Raw genomic sequence first — 26864 nt, forward strand, 5'->3', positions numbered from 1 at the left:
GTTGTCCGGTTAGGCGCCGGTGAACTTCGGTGCGCGCTTCTCGTGGAAGGCGGCGATTCCTTCGCGGAGGTCGTATGTAGGTGCCGCGAGGGCGCCGGCGAATGCTTCGAGTACGCGCGAGGAAGGACCTCCGGTGCCACCGGCGACCACGATCTGCTTGATGAACTGCGAGGCGAGAGGTGCGGATGCGAGCAGGTCGCCGACGAGCGATTCCACGGTCGATTCGAGGTAGTGAGGGTCTGCGATGCGGGAGGCGAGCCCCCACTCGATGGCTTCGGCGGCGGTGAGTTGGCGCCGGGTGAGCATCAGGTCGAGCGCGCGGGCCCGCCCGATCAACTCAGGGAGCCTTATCGTGCCGCCCCAGCCGGGAGCCGTTCCGAGCCCGGCTTCGGGCAGGCCGAGGCGCGCCTTGCTGCTGACGACGCGGAGGTCACAGGCGAGCGCGAGTTCGAGGCCGCCGCCGACGGCGACACCGTCGATGATGGCGACAGTCGGCTGACGGAGGTTCGCCAACCTGTCGAACGCGCGGTGGCCGGTCGTAATCCACGTGGACCACATCTCCACGGAGTCGAGCTTCTCAAAATTGGTGATGTCGGCACCGACGCAGAACGCCCGCTCGCCGGCGGTTCGCACCACCACCACTCGGGCCTTCGACCGGTCGATGTCATCGCACACCGCGCTGAGCTGATCGAGCATGGGAAGCGTGAGCGCGTTCAGCTTCTGGCTGCGATCGACCAAGATCGTCGCGACCTCTCCGTCGCCGGAGATGGAGAGGGTGATCTCTCCGTCCGGGACGGTCATCTGCTCGCACCTGCCGCGGACAGTGACTCGGTGGTCAGCGGCTCCAGGCCGTGCAGGATGTGGTGCGCGCCCTTCTCGCCGATCATGATCGAGGTCGCTTGGGTGTTGCCGCTGATGAGGGTGGGCATGATCGATGCGTCGACGACTCGGAGCCTGTCGATGCCGTGCACTCGGAGTTGCTGGTCGACTACCGCGAGTTCGTCGTCACCCATCTTGCAAGAGCCGACCGGGTGGTAGTCCGTCTTGGACCACTGCTTGACGTATTCGCGGATCTCCTTGTCGGTCTTCACATCGGCGCCAGGCATGTGCTCCTTCTTGACGTAGGGCGCGTATGCCTTCGTCGCCAGCATCTCGCGGCCCCACTTGAATCCTTCGAGCGAGATCTTCCAGTCGTACGGGTCACTGAGGAACGCCGGGTCGATGGCCGGAGGCACAGCAGGGTCGGACGACCGCAGAGTGACCGAGCCGACGCTCTTCGGCCGGAGGTTGCAGGTGTTGATCGTCATGCCGTGGCCCTTGACCCGGAGTCGACCGTGGTCGATCACATACGCGGGGAGGCAGTGCATCTGGATGTCGGGGGCAGGGACTTCGCTGCTGCTGCGGACGAACATCCCCGCTTCGCATACCGAGGCGGTGATCGGCCCGGTGCGGTAGAGGATGTACTGGATCATGGCGAGAACCGCAGGCACCGGCCGGTCGGAGCGGTTGTAGCTCACCGGGGTCGTCTCCGCCGTGAGATACACATCCATGTGGTCCTGGTAGTTCTTGCCCACACCCGGCAGGTCGTGGACGACCTCGATGCCGAGCGCCTTCAGTTCTTCAGCCGGGCCGATGCCAGACAGCAGCAGCAGGCGGGGCGAGTTCACCGCGCCTGCGGACAGCACCACCTCGCGATCGGCGTAGGCGACGCGCTCGCGACCGTTCACCGTGTAGCGCAGGCCGATCGCGCGACCGTTCTCAACGAGCACCTTGGTGGCGAGCGCCTGCGTCTGGACGGTGAGGTTGCGGCGCTTCTTCGCCGGCTTCAGGTAGGCGGTCGCGGCGCTTTCGCGGCGCGCCTTCTTCTGGGTGACGTCGTAGTAGCCAACGCCATCCTGCTCGGCGCCGTTGAAGTCGGGGGTGAATGGCAGCCCGAGCTCCTGGGCGGCACGCACAAATGCCTTGCTGAGCTCGTTGTGTGCGACCTGCTCGGTCACATTCATGGCGCCATCAGAGCTGTGGTAGCGGTCATTCAGGCGCTCATTGTGCTCAGCCTTGCGGAAAAACGGGAGAACCTGCTCGAAACCCCACTGGTCGTTGCCCTGTTCCGCCCACCGGTCGTAGTCGTAGCGGTTGCCGCGGATGTAGATCATCGCGTTGATCGACGTGCTACCGCCCAGCAGTCGACCCTGCGGGTACCACATGGTGCGGTTGTTCAGTTCGGGCTGCGGAACCGTTTCGAAGCCCCAGTTGTAGCGGGGGCCGCCCAGCTTCGTGAAGCCGACGGGGATGTGAACCAGGAAGGAGGAGTCCTTGCCACCTGCTTCCAGCAACAGGACGGACGTGTTCGGGTCCTGGCTGAGGCGGTTGGCGACGGCGCTACCGGCAGCCCCGGCTCCGACGACGATGTAGTCGTATCGGTCGGTAGACATGGTGCTTTCTCCTGAGTCTTACTAGACGTGCTGGGGAACGGGAACTGCCAATGCGGCGTGAGCGTCCACGCGGTCATGGAGCCTGAGTGGTGAGAGCACCAGGCCGAGCGGCGCAGGTGCGAAGAGGGAGTCGTCCATCAACCGAAGGTTGGGAGAGACGGTGAGGTCGAAGTCCGCCTGCGCGAGGACGTCGCGGTCGAGATCGACACCCGGCGCGATCTCGATGACGCGCAGGCCGTCCGGGGTGAGTTCGATCACGCAGCGTTCAGTGATGTATTTCACGCGCTGTCCGCGGGCGAGGGCGCGCTGGCCGGAAAACGTGACAGATGCGACATCCTTCACGAACTTGTGCGCACCGTCAGACCGGATGTCGACCTGCCCGCCGTCGAGTGAGATGTCCCGACGACCGGCAGTGAAGGATCCGATGAACGCGATCTCGGGTGCCGACGAAGTGATGTCTGCAAAACCGCCGACTCCCGCGGTGACATGTCGCTTGCCGGGGAGGAGGTTGACGTTGACGTTGCCGTGGCTGTCTACCTGCAGGAAGGACAGCATCGAACGGTGGAATCCGCCGCCTTGGAGGAGGGTGAACTGGTCGACGCTCTGCATGATCGCGTCGGGGTTCTGCGCGCAGCCGAACGCGAAGTCCAGCAACGGTACACCTCCGACTGCACCTTGCTCAATGACCCAGCTCACTTCCTGGGCGAGCCCCTCTTCGACGAGGATGTGTGGCACCAGCGCAGAGACGCCGAATCCGAGATTGACGATCTCGCCTGCTTGAAGCTCCTTCGCCGCCCGACGGGCTATCACCTTCTCCAGCGAGAAGTCCACATGCGGCAGTTGCCCGACGGGACTCCTCAGTTGGCCGGAGATGGTGGGGTCGTTCTGCGTCTGGGTGGTCTGAAGCTGACCTTCCGCGACAACCACGACATCGACGAGGATGCCCGGTACGCGCACGTGTTGCGGGTGGAGACTGCGACCCTTGGCGAGTCGGCGCACCTGCGCGATCACCAGCCCGCCGTTGTTGTGCACGGCGTAGGCCTGGTCGAGCGCACCCAGCGGTGAGCCCTCATCTTCGAAGGTGAGGCTCCCGTACTCGTCGGCGGTGGTTGCCCGGATGATGGCCACGTCGGGCACGATGCTCGGGTAGAAGAGCCACTCCTGGTCGTCGACATCGACAACTCGGACGTGATCCCGAGGTGTCGATTCGTTCATGCGCCCGCCTTCTCGACGCGGGTCGATGAAGGTGTCGACGCCCACCTGGGTGAACACTCCGGGCTGACGTGCGGCGGCCGCGCGGTGCATCTGGAAGAGCACCCCCGACGGGAAGTTGTATGCGGCGACTTCCTCGTTCTCGATCATCTGCCAGATCCGCGGCGGCTCCATCGAAGATGGGCCTGACGGGTAGGAGCCGGCGATGACCTTGGACAACAGCCCGGGGCGCGCGAGGTGATCGATGCCCTTGATGCCGTACATGTCGCCGGCGGCGATGGGGTGGATGGTTGTCAGCGCGCGGGGTGATGCGGTTTCCTCGAATCGCTGCCCTATGCCCGCGAGCACGGCGTCGGGGCATCCGAGCCCGCTCGACGAACTGACGGTGACGATGTCGCCATCTTGAATGAGGTCCGCGGCTTCACGTGCGCTGAGCACTCGTACGGCTTGCATGATGTTGCTCCCTGTTAGCACAGATGGATGGTCTGGCCAGTCGTGATGGATTCCTGGGCGGCGAGCGCGACGCGAAGCGTCTCGACGCCGTCTCGACCGCTGACGGTTGGGGCACCTTCGCCCCGTGTTGCTGCGGCGAAGGCGGTGAGGATGATCTCGTAGAGGTTCCGCCCGAGCTCGAGGGGCACTTCGGAGCGGCCGCTTTCGTCAACGAGTTCGAGGGTTCCCGCCGAGTCCTGCGTCATCGCGTTTCGACCGAACAGGGAGCCCTCAGAGCCGTGAACGGTGAACGAAGTCGTGTCGAACGCGATGGTGAACGCATCGTGGGTCTGTGCAATGACGGCATCGCCGTCGTTGTCGTACTCGATGACGGTCATGATCGCGTCGGCGGTGTCGCCAGCCCATGGGCCCTGCTTGACGCCCAGCGCAGTGACGCGGCGCGCGCGGCCCAGGAGAGGGTTGAGCACGGATGCGTCGTGGCAGGTGATGTCCAGCGCAACCCCACCGCCGCGGGCGCCGCCCGTCCGCCAGCCGCGGAGTCGCTCGGGAAGCAGCACGGCGTGACCGATGCGCACGGACAGCACCTTGCCGATTGCGCCGCTCTGGACGAGTTCGCGAACCCTCTGATGCACCGGGCTGAAGGGCAGGTGGTGATTCACTGCGAGGACAACGCCAGCTTCATCGGCCGCAGCCACCATGTTCTCAGCGTCGTCGATGCTCAGCGCCAGCGGCTTCTCGCACAGGACGTGTTTGCCCGCCGCGATCGCCGCGATCGCCTGCGAGTGGTGGAGGTCGTTGTGGCTCGACACGTACACGGCGTCAATGTCGAGGGCTAGCAGCTCAGCGAGGTCGGACGATCCGAATGCAATGCCGTTGTCCGCGGCGTACCGTTGGGCGCGTTCCGCAGATCCGCTGTAGACGGCGTCGACCGAGTGGCCCAGCGCGCGCATGGCGGGAACGACTCGCGTTGACGCGATGTCGCTTGCGCCGATGAGCGCCCAGCGAAGAGCGGTGGTCACGACTGGCCTCCGGAGATCCGGGGGCGCCACAGCGCTGTGGACGCCCGCACTTTCAGCGTGGGTTCGATGAGAAGAGACTGGTGTTCGGCGCCGGCGCCCTCGAGGCGAGCCAGGAGCAGCCGGGATGCCGCCCGACCGACCTCATCGGCGCTGGTTGCGACTGAGGTCAGCGGGGGCATCTGAAGTGCGGCGAGGGGGATGTCGTCGAAGCTTGCGACGGCGACATCGGTGCCGGGAGTGAGGTTCCTGCGCCGGAGTTCGGCATAGACGCCCTGGGCGACTGCGTCGCTGTAGGCGATGATCGCGTCGGGAAGCGCTCCGCGGTCGAGCGCCTCGGCGAGCCCGCGAGCACCATCATCGGCGTTGTTGAGCGTCGTCACGGAGTCATCGGCGTCGAAAGCCGTGGGTGTGGCCTCGAAACTGCGCCGCAATCCCTCCAGACGCTCCCGGCGGGCCGACGAGCCATCGGGTCCTCCGACGAGGATCGCCGTAGAGCAACCGAGCGACGACACGTGTTCGGCCAACTCGTCGGATGCGACGAGATTGTCTGGGCCGACGTAATCGAACTGGTCGGTGAAGTAGCGGGAGATCTGAATGAGCGGTGGCCCGAACTGGCCCGTCACCGGGCCGACGTTCTCCATCGTGGTTCCAATGGCCGGGAGGAGGAGGATTCCGTCGACCTGGCGCTGGACCATCGCATCGAGTAGCTCACGCTGACGCTCCAGTCGGTCTCGGCTGTAGCCGATAAAGAGAGTGAAGCCGGCCTGATGAACAGCCTCCTCGATCGCCATGGTCAGTTCAGCGAAGTACGGGTTGCGGATGTCAGTCTCGACGACCCCGATGGCCATCGACCGGCTCTGGCGCATGTTCGCGGCCTGGCGGTTGTAGACGTAGCCGAGATCGGCCATCGCCTTTTGAACACGCTCGCGAGTGGCGACTGAGATCTTGGGGCTGCCCCGTAGCACGAGCGACGCCGTGGCGCGCGATACGCCTGCGCGCTCACTGACCTCGTTGAGCGTCACTCGTCCCATCGTCGGCACCGCTTTCGTCGCCCGAATTCTGCGTTTTCGAGCCTGTTTGGTAGATCGAGATACTCCCGGGTTGAACCGCTTCGAAACTTGCGATTCCGGGAATGTGGTGTCACAGTATCAGACGCAGGGCGATGCGCAAGTCGGTGTATTTGCCCATATTGTGAGATCGATCTACCACCTTGCAGGGGAACCGCACTACTCAACGGAGAGAGGAACCATGCACATCACACGAACGAAGCGCGCCGCAATCGCGCTTGGCTCCACGGCGCTCTTCATCGCAGCGCTCAGCGGCTGCGCGGCGAACGGAGATCCGGGCGGCGGCGACGGCGAGAACAAGCTGGAGATCACTTCGTGGTGGACCTCCGGTTCGGAGGCCGACGCGCTCAACGTGCTCATCGACGCGGTCAAGACGGCCGACCCCGGCCTCACGGTCGAGAACGCAGCAGTCTCTGGCGGCGGTGGCGCCAACGCCCGTCAAGCGCTGGCCGCGCGACTCCAGGCCGGCGACCCGCCGGACGCCTGGCAGCTCCACCCGGCAGGGCAGCTCGCCAGCTACGTCGCAGGCAACCAGGTCGGCGACCTGAGCATGCTGTGGGAGGACAACGGCTGGGAGGCTGACGTCCCCGAGGGCGTTGCGGCGGCACAGCAAGTCGACGGCAAGTACTACACCGTGCCGATCGGCGTCCACCGCGGCAACGTGCTCTGGACCAACCCGAGCGTCCTCGAAGCCGCCGGCGTGAGCATCGATCCAGGCGGATCGCTCGACGACCTGCTCGACTCGCTTCAGAAGGTCGCGGACAGCGGAACCACCGCGGTCTGCCTCGGCGACAAGGACGTCTTCGCCTCGGCAGAACTCCTGGAGTCGATTCTGATGTCGCGACTGGGCTCGGAGAAGTGGGACCAGCTCTTCACGAATGACTATTCGTTCGACTCGCGCGAGGTCCGACAGGCACTGGAGGACTACAAGCTCCTCCTCTCGCTGTCCAACTCGGACCACTCGGCCCTCACCTGGGACGAGGCTGCCAAGAAGCTTGGCGCAGGCGAGTGCGCAGTCAACCTGATGGGCGACTGGGCATACGGCGAGCTGATCAACGCTGGCTTCGAAGCCAAGACCGACTTCGGCTGGGTGACCTTCCCGGGTGACGAGGACATCTTCGACTACGTCGGCGATGGCTTCTCGATCGCTGCGGAGAACGTTCCCAACCCTGAGGCAGCCGAACTGTGGCTGAAGACGCTCATGGACCCCGACGTCCAGACGGCCTTCGCCGCCAAGAAGGGTTCCATCCCCGCGCTAACCACCGCGGACACCTCCAGCCTGTCGGAGTACCAGCAGGAGGCTGCGGCGAGCTTCGCCAAGGCCGCCGTGGTTTCGTCGCTGGCACACGGGCAGGTCGCCACTGGTGAGTTCTCGCAGACCTACGCGGACGCAGTGACGACGTTCAACGGCGATGGCAACACCGACGCCTTCGTGGCCACCCTGAGCGGCGCGCAGGCCAGCCAGCTCGGATAGCAGCAATCCAGTCGGGGGTGTGGCTGCTGGCACGCAGGCACACCCCCGCACTACGGAGGATCAACGATGCCCCACAAGCGGACACCGCATCTCGTCAAGACCCACCGCAAGGCGGCAGCATTCCTGGCTCCAACGCTGCTGCTGAGCTTCGTGTTCGTCTACATCTTCATCGGCTTCACGATCTACATCTCCTTCTCGGAGTGGAAGATCGGCACGAATCAGGATCTCGATATCCGCCAGCCGTTCGGGGCCACCTACGCCGAAATCGTCCAGGAACAACGAGCCCAAGCAGATATCCGGAACGTCATCGTCTTCACGGTGCTGTTCCTCGTTGCCGCAGTCATCGGCGGACTTCTGCTTGCGCTTCTGGTGCACCACGTTGCCGTCGCCCGGGGCCTGTTTCGCACGATCTTCCTGTTGCCGTACGCCCTCTCCTTCATCGTCACCGGTGTCGCGTGGCGCTGGATCTTCGCACCGTCTACCGGCATCAACGAGATCCTCAGAGCGATCGGTATCACGGACCCACCCGGCTGGACCACCGACACCAGAATCCTCGGCGGGGAGTTGCTGACACCCGACGACAGCAGTTGGCTGAAAATCCAACTCGGCATCCCCGTTGCACTTATCCCCATCGTGATCGCGGCCGCCTGGCAGCTCATGGGCTTCGCCATGGCGATGTATCTCGCGGGCCTCGCCTCGATTCCTGACGAACACCTCGAAGCCGCCAACGTCGATGGCGCCAACGCCTGGCAGCGGATTCGGCACGTCGTTCTGCCGCAACTGTGGCCCTCGACAGTCACGTGCCTTGTTCTCCTGCTGCACGTCGCCCTGAAGATCTTCGACCTGGTCGTCGCCATGGCCGGGTCTGGTCCGGGCTTCGTCACCGACGTGCCAGGTATCTACATCTACAACTACCTCACGAGCCGGTACGACAAGGCCTCCGCCATGGCCGTCCTCCTGCTGCTCCTGACCCTTGCCGTGATCGTTCCCTACCTGCTGCGCGGCTACCGACGCGAACGGAGGGCCTGACGATGGCCATCGCAACGACTTCCCTGACCATCAGACCGAAGAAGACCTCAGGAATCAAACGGGCACGTGGCATCGGCGGCTGGCCTATCCTCGCGGCCTGCGTCTTGCTCGCGGTCTGCGCCCTCGTACCGGTCTATGTCATCATCGCGACCGCACTCTCGGGCGCTAACGGGGCACCCGAGTTCTTCCTCGCCTTCCCAGACGCACCCAGCCTGAGCGCATTCGTCGGTGCGTGGCAGAAGCTTCACGGGCCTTGGCTCAACTCGCTTCAGATCACCATTCCCGCCGCCGTCATCTCCACGATGATCGGCGCCATCAACGGGTACATCCTGGCGAAGTACCCGTTCCGGGGATCCACTCTGCTGTTCACGTTGCTGCTTGTCGGGATGTTCATCCCGTTCCAGGCGGTCATCATCCCGCTTTTCCAGTTCCTGAATACCCTGAGCCTGCAAGGGACGATCCTCGGGCTCATCGTGGTGCATATCATCTATGGGTTGCCGATCACGACACTCATCTTCCGCAACTACTACGAAGGCATCCCAACCGCACTCATCGAGGCTTCGGCCCTCGACGGCGCCGGCATCTGGAGGACCTTCGTGCGTATCGTGCTGCCGCTGTCCGGCCCGGGCATCGTGGTCGCCATGATCTTCCAGGTCACGAACGTCTGGAACGACTTCCTCTTCGGGTTCATCCTTTCCTCCCCTGCCTCCTGGCCGGCCACTGTGGCGCTGAACAACATGATCGGCACCACCACCGTCGACTACTCGGAGCTGATGGCAGGAGCGATCCTGGTGGCCGCGCCCACCGTGGTGCTGTACCTGGTGCTCGGGAAGTTCTTCGTGCGAGGCCTTACCGCCGGCGCTGTGAAGTAGGAGTCGTGAACGACATCCGAGCGCTCCTCTCCCGAAATCCGATCGTTCCCGTAGTCGTCTTCGACAATGGCGCGAGCGCCCCTGACCTCGTCGCGGCGCTCGCCGCAGGAGGGATTCAGTGTGCGGAGATCACGCTACGCACCCCCTCAGGAGTCGCCGCGATCGCGGCGGTCGCCGGGACCGAGGGTTTCTCCGTTGGCGCCGGGACCGTGCTCAACCTCGCCGATTTGGAGCGGGTTGCCGACGCGGGAGCGGAGTTCATCGTCAGCCCCGGATTCGACCAGGAGTTGGTGGAACGAGCCAGAGAGCTCGGTCTCGCGGTGCTGCCGGGTGTGGCAACCGCATCGGAGATCCAGCAGGCCGCGAAAACCGGGCTCGATGTCGTCAAGTTCTTCCCTGCCAACCGACTGGGCGGCCTGCCGACGATCGCCGCGCTCTCCGCACCGTTCGGGAACATGCAGTTCGTCCCCAGCGGTGGCGTAACCCTGGCGAATGCCACCGAGTACCTGTCCCATGCTGCCGTCCCTGCGGTCAGCGGAAGCTGGATGGTCGGAAGAGACCTGATCCGCGAGGGCGACTTCGCCGCGATCGAGCGACTTAGCGCTGAAGCGACGAAAGCAGTGGCGTCTCGATGAGCGGCCTGATCACCTTGGGCGAGACCATGGGGCTCTTTCGTGCGACGGATCTCGGGTCCCTCGCACATCAGAGCGGTTTCCGCCTTGCAATCGGCGGGGCCGAAAGCAACGTGGCGATCGGCGTGAGCCGTCTCGGCGGTCGCGCGACCTGGATCGGGCGCGTGGGCTCCGACGGATTAGGCGAGCGGGTCACCCGAGAACTCCGAGCAGAGAGCGTCGACGTTCGGGCGATCATCGACCACGGTGCACGCACCGGGATGATGCTCAAAGAACGACCCGTCGCAGACTTCACCCGGGTCTCGTACTACCGTTCGGGCAGCGCGGGAAGCCGCCTGCAACCCTCGGATCTTGACGCGCAGCTCATCGCCGGCGCCGACGTCCTGCACGTCACAGGCATCACGCCGGCTCTGTCGAGGTCTGCGGCGGCGACGGTACGGCTCGCCATCGAGATCGCGCTCTCAGAGGGCGTACCTATCTCATTCGATGTCAACCATCGGGCGAGCCTCTGGGGGCCTGACGAGGATGCAGCACGCATCTACCGCGAAATCGCGACGCAGGCGACGATCGTGTTCGCGGGAGCCGACGAAGCAAGCCTTCTGGTCGGTGCAGGCTCACCGGATGATCTCGCGCTCCGGATCGCTGAGCTGGGGGCCTCGCAAGTACTGATCAAGATGGGCGAGGACGGTTGCGTCGCACGCCTCGATGGCACGCCCATGACCGTTCCCGCGGTCAGCGTCCGACCCCTCGACACCGTTGGAGCTGGGGACGCTTTTGTCGCCGGCTACCTCGCGGAGTACCTCGCCGGCGCACCCGTGAAGGTGCGGCTCGACACCGCCGTGCGTGCGGGAGCCTTCGCCTGCCTCGGCCCCGGCGACTGGGAGAGCAACCCCCGCCGCGCAGATCTCGACCTGCTGAACAGCAGTGACCCGGTCCTGCGCTGAAGATGCGCTGAGGGGCAATGCAGTCACCCAGCAGGCGGCTTCGCTGGTGAAGGCTGGACGTACGAACACACTCTTGGCTGGCTTCCCAGACGCCGTGCCGAACGATTTGTCCGCTGCTTGCGCCATATAGGACGAGGCAATAGCACGGTGTTCCCCTGTCCCGCCGACAGGCTGGAAACTGGGGCATCCGCTGACACCGTGACATCCGTGCCGCGACCCGGCGCTATAGCCTGGGGGCGTCGAGAGGGGACGAGGTGGCTGGCACGATCGTGGTGGGCGTGACGGATCGAGCGGTGTCGGAGCGGGTCGTCGACTGGGCGGCTGCACGGGCGGGGTCCACGGGCGATCGCCTGGTGCTGCTGTCGGTGGTGGGCGGCGCGGTCGGCGCGGTGGGCGAGGCCGAGGTGCTGGGCACCGCGGTCACCGCCGCAGAGTCGCTGGCCGAGACGCACGCCGAGCGGCTGCGCTCACAGGGCGGCGAGGTCGAGGTGCGCGTCGTGCACGGCAATCCGACGGCGCAGCTGATCGAGTCCTCGACGGATGCCTCGCTCCTGGTGATCGGCAGCGATTATCGCGGCGAGGGGCACGGGGGGCGCCGGGGTCCGCACGGGCGGCGCATCGTCGCCGGCTCCCACTGCCCCGTGGTGGTGGTGCCCGACTACGACGTCGGCGGCCGGTCGGGGGTGGTCGTGGGTCTGGACGGGTCGGACCTGTCGCGCCGGGCGCTCGAGTTCGCCGCGGACGAGGCATCCCGCACGGGTGAGACCCTGACGGCGGTGTCGGCGTGGACGCCCATGCCCGTGGGCTCGTACGGCATGGGCGAGGTCGCGTACTACCCGGAGCTGTATCTGACCGACCTGCAGGGCGTCACCGAGAGCATGGTCGCCGATCTGCTGGCGCCGGTGCGCGAGGCGCATCCGCAGCTGCGCATCGAGGCGTACGTCGCCGAGGGCGACCCGGGGCTCGTGGTGAACGACGCGGCCGTCTCGGCGCGCCTGGCCGTGGTCGGCACGCACGGCCGGGGCGGGCTTGCGCGGCTGCTGCTGGGCTCGGTGAGCGAGAACGTGCTCGCCGAACTTGCGACGGTGACCGCGGTGGTGCGCTGACTCAGCTGCCGAACCACGCCCGCGCGGCGCGCGTGTAGAGCAGGATCAGGCCGATGATCGACAGGAAGCTGCCGCTCAGCGCCGACCACAGGCTCTCGCCCCAGAGCATGCCGAGCACCTCGAGCGCGATCGTGATGGTGAACACGATCGCGGCGATGGTGCGCGCGGTGGGGTTGCCCTGCCAGAGGCCGACGCCCACGAACAGGGTGATCAGGCCGATGGCCATGCTGATCCACCCGAGGATCGCCAGCGGTGTGATGAACGCGCCGCCGATGATCACGATGATCCCGCCGACGATCTGGAAGAACCCCGACAGCCAGGTGATGATCGAGAGGATCGTCACTCCGAGGGGCCGGTTCCCATAGGCCAAGTTCTGCTCCCCCTTCGCCGCCGCGCGAGCCAGACTCCGCACGCAGGACTCACGATAGTGGCCGATGCCGCGCCGACGGGAGCACCGTCGCCTTCAGCAGGTTGCGTGCCGCCATCTCCGTCAGCGGCGCTGACTCGGTATATTCGCACCAACGGGCACGTGTGGGGCACGCCCGGGTTTGCGACCAGGGGAATGGAGCGCAGATGCGCAGTCGCGCTCAGATGTTGGCGCTCGCGCTCGTCTTGTCCGGCGCTGCGGCGGCCTCCGGCTGCACCCCCGCCGTCTCGGTCACCCGCACCGAAGCCCTGTGGCAGGTGCGCCTGGATCACACGGTTCAGGTCGAGGCCGCCACGGCCTCGACGATCTGGCTCGAGTCCGCAGCCGGCGGTGAGCTCACGGCGCTGGATGCGAACGACGGCGAGGTCCGCTGGAGCCGGCCGCTGGCGCCGACGATCTCGGGGTCGTTCCCTGTGGACGGCGCGCTTGTCATCCGTCAATACGTCAACGATCAGAGCATTGTGACCGCGATCGACGAGCAGAGCGGCGAGACGGTGTGGCAGCAGAGTGTGGCCGGGGGCCTGACGGGTGTGCTGGACGATCAGAGACTCGTCGAGGTGCTGGAGCCTGGGCGGGTGGCGGTCGTGGACCGGGGCGGGGTCATCGTCGGCACGCCCTGGGCGGCGCCTCCCGGCTGCGACATCGGTGACACGGCCGTGCGAACCGAGTCGGCGGTGATCGCGGTGCTCGTCAGCTGCGATGACGCGGGCGAGTCGCTCGTCCTGCTGGATGAGTCGCTCCAGGAGCAGGCATCCGTCGCCTTGGATGACTCGTTTCCCGCGGTCTCGGTCGACATAAGCGGCCCGTTCTTCATCGTCACCGACGTCGAGTACGTGCTCCACGTGATCGATGACCAGGGCGCGGTCGCGTTCAGCGGGCTCGCAGATCCGGTGACGACCGTGATGTCGAGGACGGGGACGATCCTTCGCACGTACGATTCGCGGTTGATCGACGTGCGGGCCGACGCAACGATAGCGGCAGTGGATCGCCCGTACTTCGACGTCGCGTCGGTATCCGGCGGGGTGCGCCGGGTGGCGCTCAACCATGCGGACGGAACGGATGCTGCGTCCTGGCTCATGCCCGGCGGTTTCTCGATCGCGGCGGCGCTGTCGCCGACCGACTACCTGACGATGGACGCCTCGACCGGAATGCCGGTGCTCTCGCGCGTGCGGCTCGTTCGGGGCAGCCAAGACCCGCCGGTGGCCGAATCGCTCACGATCTTGCCTGAGGTCGCCCTCACCGTCGGCGCTCTGGGCCCGGTGTCGATCACGGTCGTCGATGACTCCGACCCTGAGCAGGCGGCTGTCGTGGTCACCGCGAGCCCATTCGGCGCGCATCTGGCCGATGCCAGCGTGAGTCGTCTGCTCGACTCGTCGAGCGCAGCGGCGTGGCTGGAGTTCTGGCTGAGGACGGCCGATGTCGAGCCGGTGCGCAGCACGATCGACGGCAGCGAAGTGGCAGCGACCGACGAGTCCACATTCGTCGTGCGCGGATCCTGCGTCGTGCGGATGGTGCAGACCCAGGCGGTCGCGATCGACCCGGCAGATCGTGCGGAGCTCGCCCTCGCGGTGCTGGATTCGACGGTGGTGAAAGGATGCGGCGATGGCTGAGATGCGTGGACCCGAGCGTCCCCCACAACCCCAGGCCGCAGGCGCACCCGAGAAGAAGTCGCGCAAGGTGCTGGTGTTCATCGTCACCGCGGTGCTCGTTCCGGCTGGGCTGTGGGGGATGTACCAGCTGTTCGGGCCGGTGCTGCAGCAGTGGGGGAAGGGGATCGCGGGCGCCGCGCACAGCGAGTCGACGGCCGATCCGGCGGAGCCCTTCTCGATCGCGGCCATCTCGGTGGGCAGGAGCGGGGAGCAGGCCTTCGCGCTCGCCGGCGAGCCCACTGAGGCCGATCACGCGCACATCCTGGCTGTCGAGCCGCCCGATGACGCGGTTCCGGCCATCACGCGAGTCGACTCCCTGGTCGTTCGGGGGCTATGGGACGAGCGCGTCAACATCACGGCGATCCGGGTCGTGGATGTGAGCCGCGAAGAGTCGCCGTCGGGGACGTGGATCGACTTCAGCGGAGCGGGCACCGGCGGTGACGAACCGCGCCGCTATCCATTCACGATCGACCTGGGGCGCGGGAGCGTGAGCGACAGCAGCGGCGCGGACTTCTTTCAGGATGAGGTGCTTTCGCTCACCAAGGGCGACTCGGTGATTCTGGATCTGACCACCGTGCCCCCGGGCGACGGTCTGTACCGGTGGCTGCTGCGGTTCGACTTCGTCAGTGAGCGCGGTGGCGGGGTGTCGGTCTTCGTGGACGGCAACGGCCAGGTCCACTCCGATCGGGCGAGCATCGACCGGGACGACTTCTTCGTGGTCGCCAGCGAGCACCCACCGTATTCCGTCAGTTACGCACGGGATGAGGTCTCGCTGGCGATGCGTCGCATCCCGTGACCTCGTCGAGCCAGCGGGATCGCATTCAGCACGGCGGGGCCGTGCTGCTGCTCGTGCGAGACCCGCCGCCGCGGCGGGCGGTTTGGCCGAGGCATCCGCATGCCGTAGACTTGACCTTTGGTGTGCGGCTCAGCTGACCCGACACCACGAACGTGAGCCCTCCACTGGCGTCTTGGCGATCTCGATACACCGCCTTCGGCGGCACTCGATCACCGGGTGCGAGACCATCAAGCACCCCGGAGTGGGATTCACGAACCTCTCCGTTCGATCAAGAAAGCAGCACTATTGTGACGCGCACGTACACCCCCAAGGCTGGTCAGACCCAGCGCGAGTGGCTGGTCATCGACGCGACCGACGTCGTCCTCGGCCGTCTCGCCTCGCACGCCGCCGCGCTCCTGCGCGGCAAGCACAAGCCCACCTTCGCGAACCACGTCGACCAGGGTGACTTCGTCATCATCGTCAACGCCGACAAGGTCGCGCTGACCGGCCAGAAGCTCGCGCAGAAGAAGGCTTACCGCCACTCGGGCTACCCGGGCGGCCTCACGTCGGTCACCTACGCGGAGCTCCTCGAGAAGAACCCCGTCCGCGCCGTCGAGAAAGCCGTCCGCGGCATGCTCCCGAAGAACACGCTGGGCCGCGAGCAGCTGTCGAAGCTGAAGGTCTACGCCGGCAGCGAGCACCCGCACGCCGCTCAGCAGCCGAAGACGTACATTTTCGACCAGGTCGCCCAGTAAGCGCCGCTCAGACTAAGGACACACTCGTGGCGAACATCGAAGAGACCACCAACTACTCCACCGAGACCCCCGCCGACCAGCAGGTCGTCGCCGCCGAGCGCCCCGTGCTCTCGGTTCCCGGCGCGGCTGTCGGCCGCCGCAAGCAGGCCATCGCGCGCGTGCGCCTCGTGCCCGGCACCGGCACCATCACGATCAACGGCCGCACGTTCGAGGACTACTTCCCGAACAAGCTGCACCAGCAGCTGATCACCGACCCCTTCACGGTGCTGAGCCTCGCAGGCGCCTACGACGTCATCGCCCGCATCTCGGGTGGCGGCCCCTCGGGTCAGGCGGGCGCCCTGCGCCTGGGCATCGCTCGTGCGCTCAACGAGATCGACGTCGAGAACAACCGCCCGACTCTCAAGAAGGCCGGCTTCCTCTCGCGCGACGCTCGTGTGAAGGAGCGCAAGAAGGCTGGTCTCAAGAAGGCCCGTAAGGCCCCGCAGTACTCGAAGCGCTGATCGGCTCATCCTCCGTATGCCGCTCTTCGGCACGGACGGGGTGAGGGGGCTGGCCAACGGCCCCCTCACTGCCGACCTCGCTCTCACCCTGGCCCAGGCGACCGCCGTCGTCCTGGGCCAGGGTCGTACCGCCGACGCCCGCCGTGCTGCGGGCAAGCGGATCACCGCCGTCGTCGCGCGCGACCCGCGCGTGTCGGGCGAATTCCTCTCGGCCGCAGTCGAGGCGGGCCTGGCCTCGTCGGGCGTCGACGTGCTCGACGCCGGCGTGCTGCCCACTCCCGCCGCCGCGTTCCTCGTCGCCGACCGCGACGCCGACTTCGGCGTCATGATCTCGGCGTCGCACAATCCGGCTCCCGACAACGGGATCAAGATCTTCGCCCGTGGCGGAGTGAAGCTCCCTGACGTCGTCGAGCGGCGCATCGAGGCGGCGATGGCGGGGCCGAAGCTGCAGCCGACGGGCGCCGATGTGGGCCGCATCCGTCGCTACTCCGACGCCGAGGACCGCTACCTGCTGCACCTGCTCGGCTCGCTGCCGCACCGCCTGGAGGGCCTGCACGTCGTGCTCGACTGCGCGCACGGCGCCGCCGCCGGCGTCTCGCCCGACGTCTTCCGCGACGCCGGCGCGCGCGTCACCGTCATCGGCGCCGACCCCGACGGCATGAACATCAACGACGGCGTCGGCTCGACCCACCTCGACGGGCTCGCGGCCGCTGTGCGGGCTCACGGCGCCGACGTCGGCATCGCGCACGACGGCGACGCCGACCGGTGCCTCGCAGTCGACGCGTCCGGCACCGTCGTCGACGGCGACCAGATCATGGCGATCATCGCGGTCGCGATGAAGGCGCGCGGCCACCTCACGCGCGACACTCTCGTGGCGACCGTGATGAGCAACCTCGGCCTGCACCGTGCCATGGCCGCCAACGGCATCCGCGTGCTCCAGACCGCCGTCGGCGACCGCTATGTGCTCGAGGCGATGAACGAGGGCGGCTACTCGCTCGGCGGCGAGCAGTCCGGCCACGTGATCATGAGCCAGTTCGCCACGACCGGCGACGGTCTGCTCACCGGCCTGCACCTGCTCGCCGAGATGGCCCACCAGGGCAAGACGCTCGCCGAGCTCGCGTCGGTCATGACGGTGTACCCGCAGGTGCTCGTGAACGTGAAGGGGGTCGACCGCTCGCGCGTCGACGACGAGCACGTTCAGGATGCCGTGACCCGCGCCTCCGAGCAGCTTGGCGACTCCGGTCGGGTGCTGCTGCGTCCCTCGGGCACCGAGCCGCTCGTGCGCGTCATGGTCGAGGCCGCCTCGCAGGACGACGCCCGGCGCCACGCCGATGCGCTCGCCGAGGTCGTGCGGGAGCGGCTGGCGCTGTAGACCTCGCGGGGATGGTGCGGCGCACGCCGCTGCGCAGCGTGGCGATCGCGACGCTCGCATAGCCGATCGGGATCGCAGCGCCCGCCACGATCCCGACGATTGGGCGCCGCCGGGTCAGGCCCCGGGCGCGCTCCACTCCAGCGCCTCGATGTAGCGCAGCAGCACGCCCTCGCGCAACGCCCACGGGCACACCTCGAGCTCGTCCACGTCGAGCGCGCGCATCGCCTCGTGCATCACGACCGCGGCCGCCACGATCTGGAACGTGCGATCCGGGGTGATGCCGGGCAGTTCCTGCCGGGCGCTCGCGGGGAGGCGCGCGAGCCGCGGGATCCACGAGCCGAGCGAGGCGCGGGGCAGCAGCAGCCGCTCATTGTTCGACCAGCCCGGCACCGGGTACCCGACGAGCTTCGCGAGCGAGCGGATCGCCTTCGACGAGCCGACGACGTGGTCCGGGGTGGGCAGCGCCCCGAAGGCCGACGCGACCGGCAGGAGCGTCTCGCGTGCGTGGGCGCGCAGACGCTCCACGGCCTCTTCGCCGGGAGGGTCGTCGGGCAGGAACCCCACGGTCATGCGGCCGGCGCCGAGGGGGACCGATGCGGCGGCATCGGGCAGTTCGTCGGCCCCCGCCGCGATCTCGAGCGAGCCGCCGCCGATGTCGAACAGCAGGATCTGCCCGGCCGCCCACCCGAACCAGCGCCGCACCGCCAGGAACGTGAACCGCGCCTCGGTCTCGCCGCCCAGCACCTGCAGCTCTTGGTCGAGGGTCTGTTCGATGAGCGCGATCACCTCGGCGCCGTTGGTCGCCTCGCGCACCGCCGAGGTCGCCGTCGCCAGCAGTTCGTCGACGTTCTCGGATGCCGCCACCCGCCGTGCCTCGGCGACGGCGGCCAGGAGCGCCTCGACGCCCTCGGCTGAGATCGAGCCGTCGGGTTGGAGGTAGCGCATCAGGCGCAGGACGGATCGCCTGCTCGTGGTCGCCAGCGGGCGGCCGCCGGGCCGCACGTTCGCGACCAGGAGGTGGACGGTGTTCGAGCCGATGTCGAGAACTCCCAGGCGCACGGTCTCAGCGTAGTGGCGAGGCGGGCCCGCGGCATCGATCGCTCTCGCGTGGGCCGTTACGATGGGCACGATGTCCACAGACGAAGCGATCGACACCGCCACCGCGGCGAGGTACCGCGAGATCGGCCGTGACGAGTGGTCGAGGCTCGCCGCCGACATGACCCAGCCGCTCACCGAGACCGAGGTCGTGCAGCTGCGCGGGCTCGGCGACCGGCTCGACCTGACCGAGGTGCGCGAGGTCTACCTGCCGCTGTCGCAGCTGCTGTCGCTGTACGCGCAGGCGACGAAGCGGCTCGGCGCCGACACGGCGGCGTTCCTGCACGAGAGCGACACCACCACCCCGTTCGTCGTCGGCGTGGCCGGCTCGGTCGCGGTCGGCAAGTCCACGATCGCGCGCCTCCTTCGCGAGCTCATGAGCCGCTGGCCGGGAACCCCGCGCGTCGAGCTGGTGACGACCGACGGGTTCCTCTACCCCAACGCCGAGCTCGAGCGCCGCGGGCTCATGGACCGCAAGGGCTTCCCCGAGTCGTACGACCGACGCGCGCTCCTGCGATTCCTCACCGACGTGAAGTCCGGTGCGCCTGAGGCGCGCGCCCCCTTCTACTCGCACATGAAGTACGACATCGTGCCCGACGCGCACATCACCGTGCGCCGGCCCGACGTCGTCATCGTCGAGGGCCTCAATGTGCTGCAGTCGCCGCCCTCGCCCAACGACGTCGCCGTCAGCGAGCTGTTCGACTTCTCGATCTATGTCGACGCCGACGCCGACCACATCGCGCAGTGGTACGTCGACCGGTTCATGGCGCTCAAGGCCGGTGCGTTCGCGAACCCGTCGTCGTTCTTCAACGTGTTCGCCGACCTCGGCGACGACGAGGCGGTCGAAATGGCCCTCGGTTACTGGAACTCGATCAACCTGCCGAACCTCGAAGAGAACGTGCTGCCCACGCGGCACCGCGCGAACCTCGTGCTGCAGAAGGCCGCCGACCACACCGTCGAGCGGGTGCTGCTGCGCAAGCTGTGACGAACCGGCGCCGCGGACGGTCTCGTGCGTCGAGCACGCGGTTGCTCGCCGAGCGACCACGTCTTCGACGCGGAGAGGATGCGGTCTCGACGAGAAACCGCGTTCCGCACGGCATCGGGCGGTCCGTGGCATCCGATTCTCGGCCTGATCTGGGGCGAAGGGTTCGTTCGGAGCCCTCCCAAACCCGCACCGCTTACGATTGACCGCATGTGTGGAATCGTCGGATACGTGGGCCCGCGGCAGAGCGAGGCGATCCTGATCGCCGGTCTTGCCCGTCTTGAGTACCGCGGCTACGACTCGGCGGGAATCGCCGTGATCGACGACGGCGGGCACCTGGGCATGCGCAAGAAGGCCGGCAAGCTGAACGCCCTGCGCGACGATCTGAAGGCGCACGCGCTGCCCGACGGCACCACCGGCATCGGCCACACGCGGTGGGCCACGCACGGCGGCCCCACCGACGCGAACGCCCACCCGCACCTCGCCGACGACGACAGGCTCGCCGTGATCCACAACGGCATCGTCGAGAACTACGCCTCTCTCAAGGGCGACCTGATCTCGAAGGGCTACGCGTTCCGCAGCGAGACCGACACCGAGGTCGCAGCGGTCCTCCTCGGCCGCGAGTACCGGGCGAACGGCGGCGACCTCGTCGAGGCGTTCCGCACCACCGTCAACCGGCTCGAAGGAGCGTTCACGCTCCTGGCCGTGCACCAGGACCACCCCGGACTCGTCGTCGGCGCACGGCGCAACTCGCCGCTCGTGATCGGCATCGGCGAGGGCGAGAACTTCCTCGCGTCGGATGTCGCCGCCTTCGTCGAGCACACCCGCAGCGCCCTGGCGATCGGGCAGGACGAGATCGTCGCGATCACCCCTTCGGGGGTCGAGGTGACCGACTTCGCCGGCAACGCGGTCGAGGTCGAGCCGTTCGAGGTGACATGGGATGCCACTGCCGCCGAGAAGGGCGGCTGGCCGTCGTTCATGGCGAAGGAGGTCTCCGAAGAGCCCGAGGCCGTCGCGAACACGCTGCGCGGCCGCATCCGCGACGGCGCCGTCGCCATCCCCGAACTCGACGGCCTCGACGAACTGTTCCGCGACATCTCGCGCATCGTCGTGATCGCCGCCGGCACCGCCGCGTACGCGGGCATGGTGGGCAAGTACGCGCTCGAGCAGTGGGCGCGCGTGCCGGTCGACGTCGACCTCGCGCACGAGTTCCACTACCGCGACCCCGTGATCGGCCCCGACACGCTCGTCGTCTCGATCAGCCAGTCCGGCGAGACCATGGACACCCTGATGGCCGTCAAGTACGCGCGCGAGCGCGGCGCGAAGACGCTGTCGATCTGCAACACGCAGGGCGCGACCATCCCGCGCGAATCCGACGCGATCGTCTACACCCACGCCGGGCCCGAGGTCGCCGTCGCCTCGACGAAGGCGTTCGTCGCGCAGATCACAGCGCTCTACCTGCTGGCCCTGCACATCGCGAGCGTTCGCGGCACCCTGTCGGCGACCGAGATCGCGCAGCAGGTGCTCGAGCTCGAGGCGCTGCCGGCGAAGATCCAGCACATCCTCGACACCGACCAGTCGCGCATCGAGCAGTTCGCGCACTGGATGGCCGACACCCGCTCGGTGCTGTTCCTCGGCCGTCACGTCGGGTACCCGATCGCGCTCGAGGGCGCCCTCAAACTCAAAGAGATCTCGTACATCCACGCCGAGGGCTTTGCCGCAGGCGAGCTCAAGCACGGCCCGATCGCGCTCATCGAGCCCGGTCAGCCCGTGTTCGTGATCGTGCCGTCGCCGCGCGAGTCGGCGCTGCTGCACTCCAAGGTGGTGTCGAACATCCGCGAGATCCACGCGCGCGGCGCCCGCGTCATCGCCGTGGCCGAAGAGGGCGATGCCGCGGTGCTGCCCATCTCGGACGAGGTGCTGCACATTCCCCTCGCCGGCCCGCTGTTCGGCCCCGTGCTCGGCGTCGTGCCGCTGCACATCTTCGCGATGGGCCTGGCCACGTCGAAGGGGCTCGACGTCGACCAGCCGCGCAACCTCGCCAAGTCGGTCACCGTCGAGTAGAGGCATCCGCCCGCGCCCCCGCGTGCTCCCACCGCACGCAGCTTGTTCCTCGGCACGAGAAAAGGACGCCTCCCCACGGGCGCGATAGGGTGACGGATGCCGCGACCGCGGCGTGAACGGAGGGCCGATGATCGTCGGGATCGGCGTCGACCTCGTCGACATCCCGCGCTTCGAGCGTGCCCTCGAGCGCACTCCGCGGTTGCGGCAGCGGCTCTTCGCCGCCGCGGAGCAGACGCTTCCGCTGCATTCGCTCGCGGCGCGCTTCGCCGCGAAGGAGGCGCTGATCAAGGCGCTCGGCGGCTCGGACGGGGTGCACTGGACCGACATCGAGGTCACGCGCGAGGCATCCGGGCGGCCCCTGTTCTCGCTCTCGGGAACGACCGCGGCGGTCGTCACAGAGCGCGGCATCACCGCCGTTCACCTCTCGCTCTCGCACGACGCGGGCCTTGCGACCGCCTACGTCGTGGCGGAGGCCGCGCCGTGACGCGCCTGCCGACGGGCACGTTCCGCGAGGCGCGCATCGACACGGACGCGATCGCCGACAACGTGCGCCACCTGCGCCGGCTGACAGATTCCGAGGTCATCGCGGTCGTGAAGGCCGACGGCTACGGCCACGGTGCGGCGCGCACGGCGGCCGCAGCGCTCGCCGGCGGCGCCGCCCGGCTCGGCGTCGCCGACATCGCCGAGGGGCTGGCGCTGCGGCGCGCGGGCATCGACGCGCCGATCGTGGCGTGGCTGCACGCCCCTGACGAGTCGTTCGCGCAGGCGGCGTCCGCGCGGATCGAGCTCGGGATCTCGAGCTTCGAGCAGCTGCAGAAGGCGGCCGCGGCATCGGCCGGGCATCCCGTGAGCGTTCACCTCAAGCTCGAGACCGGACTCGGGCGCAACGGCATCCCGCCCGAGGACTGCGGGCGCGTGTTCGCCGAGGCGGCACGCCTCGAGCGCATCGGCCGCATCCGCGTCGTGGCGCTGTTCAGTCACCTGTCCAACGCGTCGCCCGACGCCGACCGGGCCGCGGTGCGGCAGTTCCTCGACGCGTCGGGGGCCGCGGCATCCGCGGGTCTCGCGCCGCCCCTGCGCCACATCGCCGCCACGCACGCCGCCATCGATCTGCCCGAGGCGCGGCTCGGCTGCGTGCGCATCGGCATCGGCATGTACGGGCTGTCGCCGTTTTCGGACCGCACCTCGGCCGACCTGGGCCTGCGCCCCGCGATGACGCTGCGGGCCGCGGTCGCCGCGGTGCGGCGCGTGCCGGCGGGGCAGGGGGTTTCGTACGGCTACGACCACCGCGCCCAGCGCGAGACGACGCTCGCGCTCGTGCCGGTCGGCTACGCCGACGGCGTGCCGCGACACGCATCGGGCACCGGGCCGGTGTCGATCGCCGGGCGCCGATTCACCGTCGCGGGCCGCATCGCGATGGACCAGTTCGTCGTCGACGTCGGCGACACTGCGGTCTCGGTCGGCGACGAGGTCGTGCTGTTCGGCGACCCGACCCTCGGCGTTCCGTCGGCCGACGAGTGGGCTGCGGCGGCCGGCACCATCAACTACGAGATCGTCACGCGCATCGGCCCGCGCGTGCCGCGGCTCGGGGTGGGCTCATGAGCGGGCCGGGGGCGTGCGGTGTGCGCAACTCGTGTGATCCGGGCGGCAGAGGCGCTTTCGCGGGGATTGCTCGGGGCCGGCGCGCGATTTGGCAGGAGTTTCACGCGGGAGGGTCATGGTGAGCGGAATCGACGAGCTGATCGGGCAGCGCGAGATCGACTCGCCCGAGGCGATGCACGCCTTCGGCGAACAGATCGGGCGGATGCTGCGCGGCGGCGACCTCGTCGTGCTGACGGGCGCGCTCGGCGCCGGAAAGACCACCCTCACGCGCGGCATCGGCGCGGGCATGGGGGTGCGCGGGCCCGTGCAGAGCCCCACGTTCGTGATCGCCCGAACGCACCCGTCGCTCGTCGGCGGTGCGCCGCTCGTGCACGTCGACGCCTACCGTCTGGGCTCGGCGGCCGAACTGGACGACCTCGACCTCGACCTGGACCGCTCGGTCACGATCGTGGAGTGGGGTCGCGGGATCGTCGACGTGCTCGAACGCGACCGCTGGTGGGAGATCGAGCTCGACCGCGAGTGGGGCGGCACCGGTCTCGACAACGCGTGCGGCACGGCGGGCCCCTACGCGCAGGAGCTCGATGCCAACGCCCCGCGCCTGGTGACGGTGTCGCGGCGTCCGTAGCCGCGGCCCGTGCGGAGGGGTGAGGGGCGCCGCCCGCCTACTACCCTGGAACACGTGATCCTCGGCATCGACACCTCCCTCGGCACGGCCGTCTCCGTGATCGAGCCGGACGGCGTCGTGCGCTCTCAGGTCGAGAGCCCCGACCCGCGCGGGCACGCCGAGGTGATCGGCTCGCTGATCGAGCACGCGCTGGCTGAGGCATCCGCCACCCCCGCTGACATCGGGTCGGTCGCCGCGGGAATGGGCCCGGGTCCGTTCACCGGCCTGCGCGTGGGCATCGCCGCGGCGCGTGCGTTCGCGCTGGGTCGCGGCATCCGGTTCGTTCCGGTCGTGAGCCACGACGCGGTCGCGCTCGCGCTGCTGCTCGACGCGGCGGTGCGCGACGACGACCCGGGCCGCTTCGCGGTCGTCACCGACGCGCGTCGGCGCGAGTTCGCCTACACGGTGTACGAGGGTCTCGACGACGACGGGCTGCCGGTGCGGGCCTCGGGCCCGGCGCTCGCGCCGCGCGACGAGATCGACGCGGTGCTCGCCGCCGCCGGCGCCGTTCGCCGCGACGCCGCCGCGATCCCTGCGGCGATGATCGCGCTGGCCGCGGCCCGCGCCGATGCCGCCGGCCGCGTGATCGGTCCCGACGACGCGCTCTACCTGCGCGCGCCCGACGTGACCGTCTCGGCCGGGCCGAAGCGGGTGAGCCAGTGACGCTGCGCCCCGCCACCGCCTCCGACCTCGACGCGATCATGGCGCTCGAGAGGGCGTCGTTCCCGCGCGACGCGTGGTCCGAGGCGTCCATGCGCGCCGAGCTCGAGTCCCCGCACGGCTGGTACGTCGTCGACATCGAGGCGGGGGTGCTCGTCGGGTACGCGGGGCTGCGCGCGGTGCGCGGGGCGGCGGATGCCGACATCCAGACGATCGCGATCTGTTCGGCCTTCCGCGGCCGCGGGCGCGGCCGCGCGATCCTCGAGGCGCTCCTGGTCGAGGCGTCCGCGCGCGGAGCGAGCGAGGTGTTCCTCGAGGTGCGTGCCGACAACCCGGTCGCCCAGGCGCTGTACGCGTCGGAGGGCTTCGTCGAGATCGCACGGCGCCCGCGCTACTACCAGCCCGACGACGTCGACGCGATCATCATGCGGCTCGGCCTGCGCGCGTGGGCGAGCGCGCGCGAGCCGTCGCCCGACGAGGCAGGAGCCTGCACGTGAGCGCACCCCTCGTGCTCGGCATCGAGACCAGCTGCGACGAGACCGGCATCGGCATCGTGCGCGGTCGCACCCTGCTCTCGAACACCATCGCGAGCTCGATGGACGAGCACGCGCGCTACGGCGGCGTCGTGCCCGAGGTCGCCGCGCGGGCCCACCTCGAGGCGCTACAGCCCTCGATCGAGGCGGCGCTCGCCGAGGCGCGGGTGCGGCTCGACGACCTCGACGCGGTCGCCGTCACGAGCGGTCCGGGGCTCGCCGGCGCCCTCATGGTCGGCGTCGGGGCGGCCAAGGCGCTCGCCGTGTCGCTGGGCAAGCCCCTCTACGCGGTGAACCACCTCGTCGGGCACATCGCGGCCGATATCCTCGACGCGGATGCCCCGCCCCTCGAGTACCCCACCGTGGCGCTGCTGGTGTCGGGCGGGCACACGTCGCTGCTGCTGGTGCGCGACCTGACGACCGACGTCGAGATGCTCGGCGAGACGATGGACGACGCCGCCGGCGAGGCGTTCGACAAGGTGGCGCGCCTGCTCGGCCTGCCCTACCCGGGCGGGCCCGAGATCGATCGTGCCGCCGACGGGGCGACGGGTGCGCCCGGCGACCCCGCGGCGATCGCGTTCCCGCGCGGGCTCTCGCGCGCAAGCGACCTCGCCGACCACCGCTACGACTTCTCGTTCTCGGGGCTCAAGACCGCGGTCGCCCGCTATGTCGAGCAGCGCGAGGCGGCGGGCGACCCGGTGTCGGTCCCCGACGTCGCCGCGTCGTTTCGCGAGGCCGTCGTCGATGTGCTCGTGACCAAGGCGCTCGCCGCCTGCCGAGAGCACGACGTGCCGCGACTGCTCCTGGGCGGAGGGGTCGTCGCCAACCGGCGCCTGCGCGAGACCGCCCTCGCACGCGCCGAGGCGGCGGGTGTGACCGTGCGCATTCCGCCGCTGTCGCTGTGCACCGACAACGGCGCGATGATCGCGGCGCTCGCGTCTGAGCTCATCGTGTCGGGCCGGCGCCCCTCGACCCTCGCCTTCGGCGCGGACTCGACGCTGCCGGTGACAGAGATCCAGGTGGCAGAGGAGGCCCCGTGACCGAGCCGCGAGACGCCGAGATGCCGGATGCGCCGCCCTCCACGGCGCCGGACGTCACGGTGAGCGCGGCCTCGCCGGGTCTGGGGCCCGTGGGCGAGGCATCCCGCCTTCCCGGCGAGCACCGCGGCGGGTTCTCGCGTCTGCCGACCGCGCCTGTCGATCATCGCCCCGAGTCGCACGACCCGCAGGACTCGCAGGACTCGCACGACCCGCAGGACTCGCACGACCCGTGGGCGCCCACGCCCGCCCCGCCCCAGCGCGGCCTCGCCGGGTGGGCTCTGGCGTGCGCGATCATCGGCCTAGTGCTGTCGTTCGTGGTCGGGTGGGGGTTTCCGATCGGCGTGGTCGGCGTCGTCACCGGCGTCATCGCCGTGCGGCGCCCGCTCGAGAGCACGCAGATGTCGGTCTGGGCGATCACCCTGGGCGCGCTGTCGGTGCTCTACAGCGCGGGGTGGCTGTGGTACGCGGCCGGGCAGGCGGGGCTGCTGGGCTGACTGCCGGGCCGC

Annotated in this window: 27 protein-coding genes; 20 read left to right on the top strand and 7 right to left on the bottom strand. The window is 68.7% G+C overall.

Annotation, left to right across the window (positions count from 1 at the left end; translation table 11 throughout):
• Positions 1 to 9: 9 nt before the first annotated feature.
• The 5 genes from AB1K54_RS01440 to AB1K54_RS01460 are packed head-to-tail and all read right to left on the bottom strand — an operon-like array spanning position 10 to position 6138.
• Complete coding sequence (locus AB1K54_RS01440) at positions 10 to 801, bottom strand: enoyl-CoA hydratase/isomerase family protein (protein ID WP_371200912.1); 792 nt, start codon at positions 799 to 801, stop codon at positions 10 to 12.
• A complete protein-coding gene (locus tag AB1K54_RS01445; protein ID WP_371200913.1) occupies positions 798 to 2432 on the bottom strand; it encodes a GMC family oxidoreductase in 1635 nt (544 codons plus the stop codon). The genes AB1K54_RS01440 and AB1K54_RS01445 overlap by 4 nt, the downstream gene beginning before the upstream one ends.
• A 21-nt stretch (positions 2433 to 2453) precedes the next feature.
• A complete protein-coding gene (locus AB1K54_RS01450) occupies positions 2454 to 4082 on the bottom strand; it encodes an acyl CoA:acetate/3-ketoacid CoA transferase (protein WP_371200914.1) in 1629 nt (542 codons plus the stop codon).
• Between the two features lie 29 nt (positions 4083 to 4111).
• Entirely contained in the window at positions 4112 to 5146 is a 1035-nt protein-coding gene (locus AB1K54_RS01455) for a Gfo/Idh/MocA family protein (RefSeq protein WP_371200915.1), read from the bottom strand.
• Complete coding sequence (locus tag AB1K54_RS01460) at positions 5113 to 6138, bottom strand: LacI family DNA-binding transcriptional regulator (RefSeq protein ID WP_371200916.1); 1026 nt, start codon at positions 6136 to 6138, stop codon at positions 5113 to 5115. Before AB1K54_RS01460 ends, AB1K54_RS01455 begins: the two co-directional genes overlap by 34 nt.
• 79 nt (positions 6139 to 6217) lie before the next feature.
• Between AB1K54_RS01460 and AB1K54_RS01465 the strand changes: the two genes are divergently transcribed.
• From AB1K54_RS01465 to AB1K54_RS01490, 6 genes are all read left to right on the top strand, one after another.
• Positions 6218 to 7657, top strand: a complete 1440-nt coding sequence (locus tag AB1K54_RS01465) for an ABC transporter substrate-binding protein (RefSeq protein ID WP_371200917.1) — start codon at positions 6218 to 6220, stop codon at positions 7655 to 7657.
• 66 nt (positions 7658 to 7723) lie between these two features.
• Positions 7724 to 8686: a carbohydrate ABC transporter permease gene (locus AB1K54_RS01470; protein WP_371200918.1), complete on the top strand. Its 963-nt coding sequence runs from the start codon at positions 7724 to 7726 to the stop codon at positions 8684 to 8686.
• A gap of 2 nt (positions 8687 to 8688) precedes the next feature.
• Positions 8689 to 9558 (top strand): carbohydrate ABC transporter permease, encoded by an 870-nt coding sequence (locus AB1K54_RS01475; RefSeq protein ID WP_371200919.1) that lies wholly within the window; start codon positions 8689 to 8691, stop codon positions 9556 to 9558.
• A 5-nt stretch (positions 9559 to 9563) separates the two neighbouring features.
• Positions 9564 to 10193 carry a bifunctional 4-hydroxy-2-oxoglutarate aldolase/2-dehydro-3-deoxy-phosphogluconate aldolase gene (locus AB1K54_RS01480; RefSeq protein ID WP_371200920.1) on the top strand — a complete coding sequence of 210 codons (630 nt, stop codon included), beginning with the start codon at positions 9564 to 9566 and terminating at the stop codon, positions 10191 to 10193.
• Positions 10190 to 11134, top strand: a complete 945-nt coding sequence (locus tag AB1K54_RS01485; protein ID WP_371200921.1) for a sugar kinase — start codon at positions 10190 to 10192, stop codon at positions 11132 to 11134. The genes AB1K54_RS01480 and AB1K54_RS01485 overlap by 4 nt, the downstream gene beginning before the upstream one ends.
• Before the next feature lie 254 nt (positions 11135 to 11388).
• Complete coding sequence (locus AB1K54_RS01490) at positions 11389 to 12240, top strand: universal stress protein (RefSeq protein ID WP_371200922.1); 852 nt, start codon at positions 11389 to 11391, stop codon at positions 12238 to 12240.
• A gap of 1 nt (position 12241) precedes the next feature.
• Here AB1K54_RS01490 and AB1K54_RS01495 read toward each other — a convergent pair whose 3' ends face one another.
• A complete protein-coding gene (locus AB1K54_RS01495; protein WP_371200923.1) occupies positions 12242 to 12652 on the bottom strand; it encodes a hypothetical protein in 411 nt (136 codons plus the stop codon).
• A 161-nt stretch (positions 12653 to 12813) separates the two neighbouring features.
• Between AB1K54_RS01495 and AB1K54_RS01500 the strand changes: the two genes are divergently transcribed.
• The 5 genes from AB1K54_RS01500 to glmM all read left to right on the top strand — a co-directional run bounded on the left by AB1K54_RS01500 (position 12814) and on the right by glmM (position 17718).
• Entirely contained in the window at positions 12814 to 14277 is a 1464-nt protein-coding gene (locus AB1K54_RS01500) for a PQQ-binding-like beta-propeller repeat protein (RefSeq protein ID WP_371200924.1), read from the top strand.
• Positions 14270 to 15112 carry a hypothetical protein gene (locus AB1K54_RS01505; RefSeq protein ID WP_371200925.1) on the top strand — a complete coding sequence of 281 codons (843 nt, stop codon included), beginning with the start codon at positions 14270 to 14272 and terminating at the stop codon, positions 15110 to 15112. The genes AB1K54_RS01500 and AB1K54_RS01505 overlap by 8 nt, the downstream gene beginning before the upstream one ends.
• A 287-nt stretch (positions 15113 to 15399) precedes the next feature.
• Positions 15400 to 15846, top strand: a complete 447-nt coding sequence (gene rplM / locus AB1K54_RS01510) for a 50S ribosomal protein L13 (protein ID WP_371200926.1) — start codon at positions 15400 to 15402, stop codon at positions 15844 to 15846.
• 26 nt (positions 15847 to 15872) lie between these two features.
• Positions 15873 to 16346 carry a 30S ribosomal protein S9 gene (rpsI, locus tag AB1K54_RS01515; RefSeq protein WP_371200927.1) on the top strand — a complete coding sequence of 158 codons (474 nt, stop codon included), beginning with the start codon at positions 15873 to 15875 and terminating at the stop codon, positions 16344 to 16346.
• A gap of 16 nt (positions 16347 to 16362) precedes the next feature.
• Positions 16363 to 17718: a phosphoglucosamine mutase gene (glmM, locus tag AB1K54_RS01520; protein ID WP_371200928.1), complete on the top strand. Its 1356-nt coding sequence runs from the start codon at positions 16363 to 16365 to the stop codon at positions 17716 to 17718.
• Positions 17719 to 17832: 114 nt separating this feature from the next.
• Here glmM and AB1K54_RS01525 read toward each other — a convergent pair whose 3' ends face one another.
• The gene (locus AB1K54_RS01525; protein ID WP_371200929.1) at positions 17833 to 18777 is read right to left on the bottom strand and encodes a Ppx/GppA phosphatase family protein; all 945 of its coding nucleotides are present in this window, start codon (positions 18775 to 18777) and stop codon (positions 17833 to 17835) included.
• Between the two features lie 70 nt (positions 18778 to 18847).
• Between AB1K54_RS01525 and coaA the strand changes: the two genes are divergently transcribed.
• The 9 genes from coaA to AB1K54_RS01570 all read left to right on the top strand — a co-directional run bounded on the left by coaA (position 18848) and on the right by AB1K54_RS01570 (position 26852).
• Positions 18848 to 19798, top strand: coding sequence for a type I pantothenate kinase (gene coaA / locus AB1K54_RS01530; protein ID WP_371200930.1), 951 nt, complete (start codon positions 18848 to 18850; stop codon positions 19796 to 19798).
• Positions 19799 to 20005: 207 nt separating this feature from the next.
• Positions 20006 to 21859 carry a glutamine--fructose-6-phosphate transaminase (isomerizing) gene (gene glmS / locus AB1K54_RS01535; protein WP_371200931.1) on the top strand — a complete coding sequence of 618 codons (1854 nt, stop codon included), beginning with the start codon at positions 20006 to 20008 and terminating at the stop codon, positions 21857 to 21859.
• A 127-nt stretch (positions 21860 to 21986) separates the two neighbouring features.
• Positions 21987 to 22343, top strand: a complete 357-nt coding sequence (locus AB1K54_RS01540; protein WP_371200932.1) for a holo-ACP synthase — start codon at positions 21987 to 21989, stop codon at positions 22341 to 22343.
• Positions 22340 to 23461, top strand: a complete 1122-nt coding sequence (gene alr / locus AB1K54_RS01545) for an alanine racemase (RefSeq protein ID WP_371200933.1) — start codon at positions 22340 to 22342, stop codon at positions 23459 to 23461. The genes AB1K54_RS01540 and alr overlap by 4 nt, the downstream gene beginning before the upstream one ends.
• A 115-nt stretch (positions 23462 to 23576) precedes the next feature.
• Positions 23577 to 24086 (top strand): tRNA (adenosine(37)-N6)-threonylcarbamoyltransferase complex ATPase subunit type 1 TsaE, encoded by a 510-nt coding sequence (gene tsaE, locus AB1K54_RS01550; protein WP_371200934.1) that lies wholly within the window; start codon positions 23577 to 23579, stop codon positions 24084 to 24086.
• A gap of 54 nt (positions 24087 to 24140) precedes the next feature.
• A complete protein-coding gene (gene tsaB, locus AB1K54_RS01555) occupies positions 24141 to 24788 on the top strand; it encodes a tRNA (adenosine(37)-N6)-threonylcarbamoyltransferase complex dimerization subunit type 1 TsaB (RefSeq protein WP_371200935.1) in 648 nt (215 codons plus the stop codon).
• On the top strand, positions 24785 to 25282 hold the full coding sequence (gene rimI, locus AB1K54_RS01560; RefSeq protein ID WP_371200936.1) for a ribosomal protein S18-alanine N-acetyltransferase: 498 nt from the start codon (positions 24785 to 24787) through the stop codon (positions 25280 to 25282). Before tsaB ends, rimI begins: the two co-directional genes overlap by 4 nt.
• Positions 25273 to 26358 (top strand): tRNA (adenosine(37)-N6)-threonylcarbamoyltransferase complex transferase subunit TsaD, encoded by a 1086-nt coding sequence (gene tsaD, locus AB1K54_RS01565; RefSeq protein WP_371201153.1) that lies wholly within the window; start codon positions 25273 to 25275, stop codon positions 26356 to 26358. The genes rimI and tsaD overlap by 10 nt, the downstream gene beginning before the upstream one ends.
• Positions 26355 to 26852: a hypothetical protein gene (locus tag AB1K54_RS01570; protein WP_371200937.1), complete on the top strand. Its 498-nt coding sequence runs from the start codon at positions 26355 to 26357 to the stop codon at positions 26850 to 26852. The genes tsaD and AB1K54_RS01570 overlap by 4 nt, the downstream gene beginning before the upstream one ends.
• The last annotated feature ends 12 nt before the right edge of the window (positions 26853 to 26864 follow it).

It is taken from the genome of Microbacterium sp. BWT-B31, from assembly GCF_041379855.1.
Lineage (GTDB): Bacteria > Actinomycetota > Actinomycetes > Actinomycetales > Microbacteriaceae > Microbacterium.

Bases quoted from the DNA above. Each gene is read 5' to 3' on its own strand.
- AB1K54_RS01440 (WP_371200912.1), bottom strand. From the start codon at position 801: ATGACCGTCCCGGACGGAGAGATCACCCTCTCCATCTCCGGCGACGGA.
- AB1K54_RS01445 (WP_371200913.1), bottom strand. From the start codon at position 2,432: ATGTCTACCGACCGATACGACTACATCGTCGTCGGAGCCGGGGCTGCC.
- AB1K54_RS01470 (WP_371200918.1), top strand. From the start codon at position 7,724: ATGCCCCACAAGCGGACACCGCATCTCGTCAAGACCCACCGCAAGGCG.
- AB1K54_RS01475 (WP_371200919.1), top strand. From the start codon at position 8,689: ATGGCCATCGCAACGACTTCCCTGACCATCAGACCGAAGAAGACCTCA.
- AB1K54_RS01485 (WP_371200921.1), top strand. From the start codon at position 10,190: ATGAGCGGCCTGATCACCTTGGGCGAGACCATGGGGCTCTTTCGTGCG.
- AB1K54_RS01500 (WP_371200924.1), top strand. From the start codon at position 12,814: ATGCGCAGTCGCGCTCAGATGTTGGCGCTCGCGCTCGTCTTGTCCGGC.
- AB1K54_RS01505 (WP_371200925.1), top strand. From the start codon at position 14,270: ATGGCTGAGATGCGTGGACCCGAGCGTCCCCCACAACCCCAGGCCGCA.
- glmM (WP_371200928.1), top strand. From the start codon at position 16,363: ATGCCGCTCTTCGGCACGGACGGGGTGAGGGGGCTGGCCAACGGCCCC.
- coaA (WP_371200930.1), top strand. From the start codon at position 18,848: ATGTCCACAGACGAAGCGATCGACACCGCCACCGCGGCGAGGTACCGC.
- glmS (WP_371200931.1), top strand. From the start codon at position 20,006: ATGTGTGGAATCGTCGGATACGTGGGCCCGCGGCAGAGCGAGGCGATC.
- AB1K54_RS01540 (WP_371200932.1), top strand. From the start codon at position 21,987: ATGATCGTCGGGATCGGCGTCGACCTCGTCGACATCCCGCGCTTCGAG.
- tsaE (WP_371200934.1), top strand. From the start codon at position 23,577: ATGGTGAGCGGAATCGACGAGCTGATCGGGCAGCGCGAGATCGACTCG.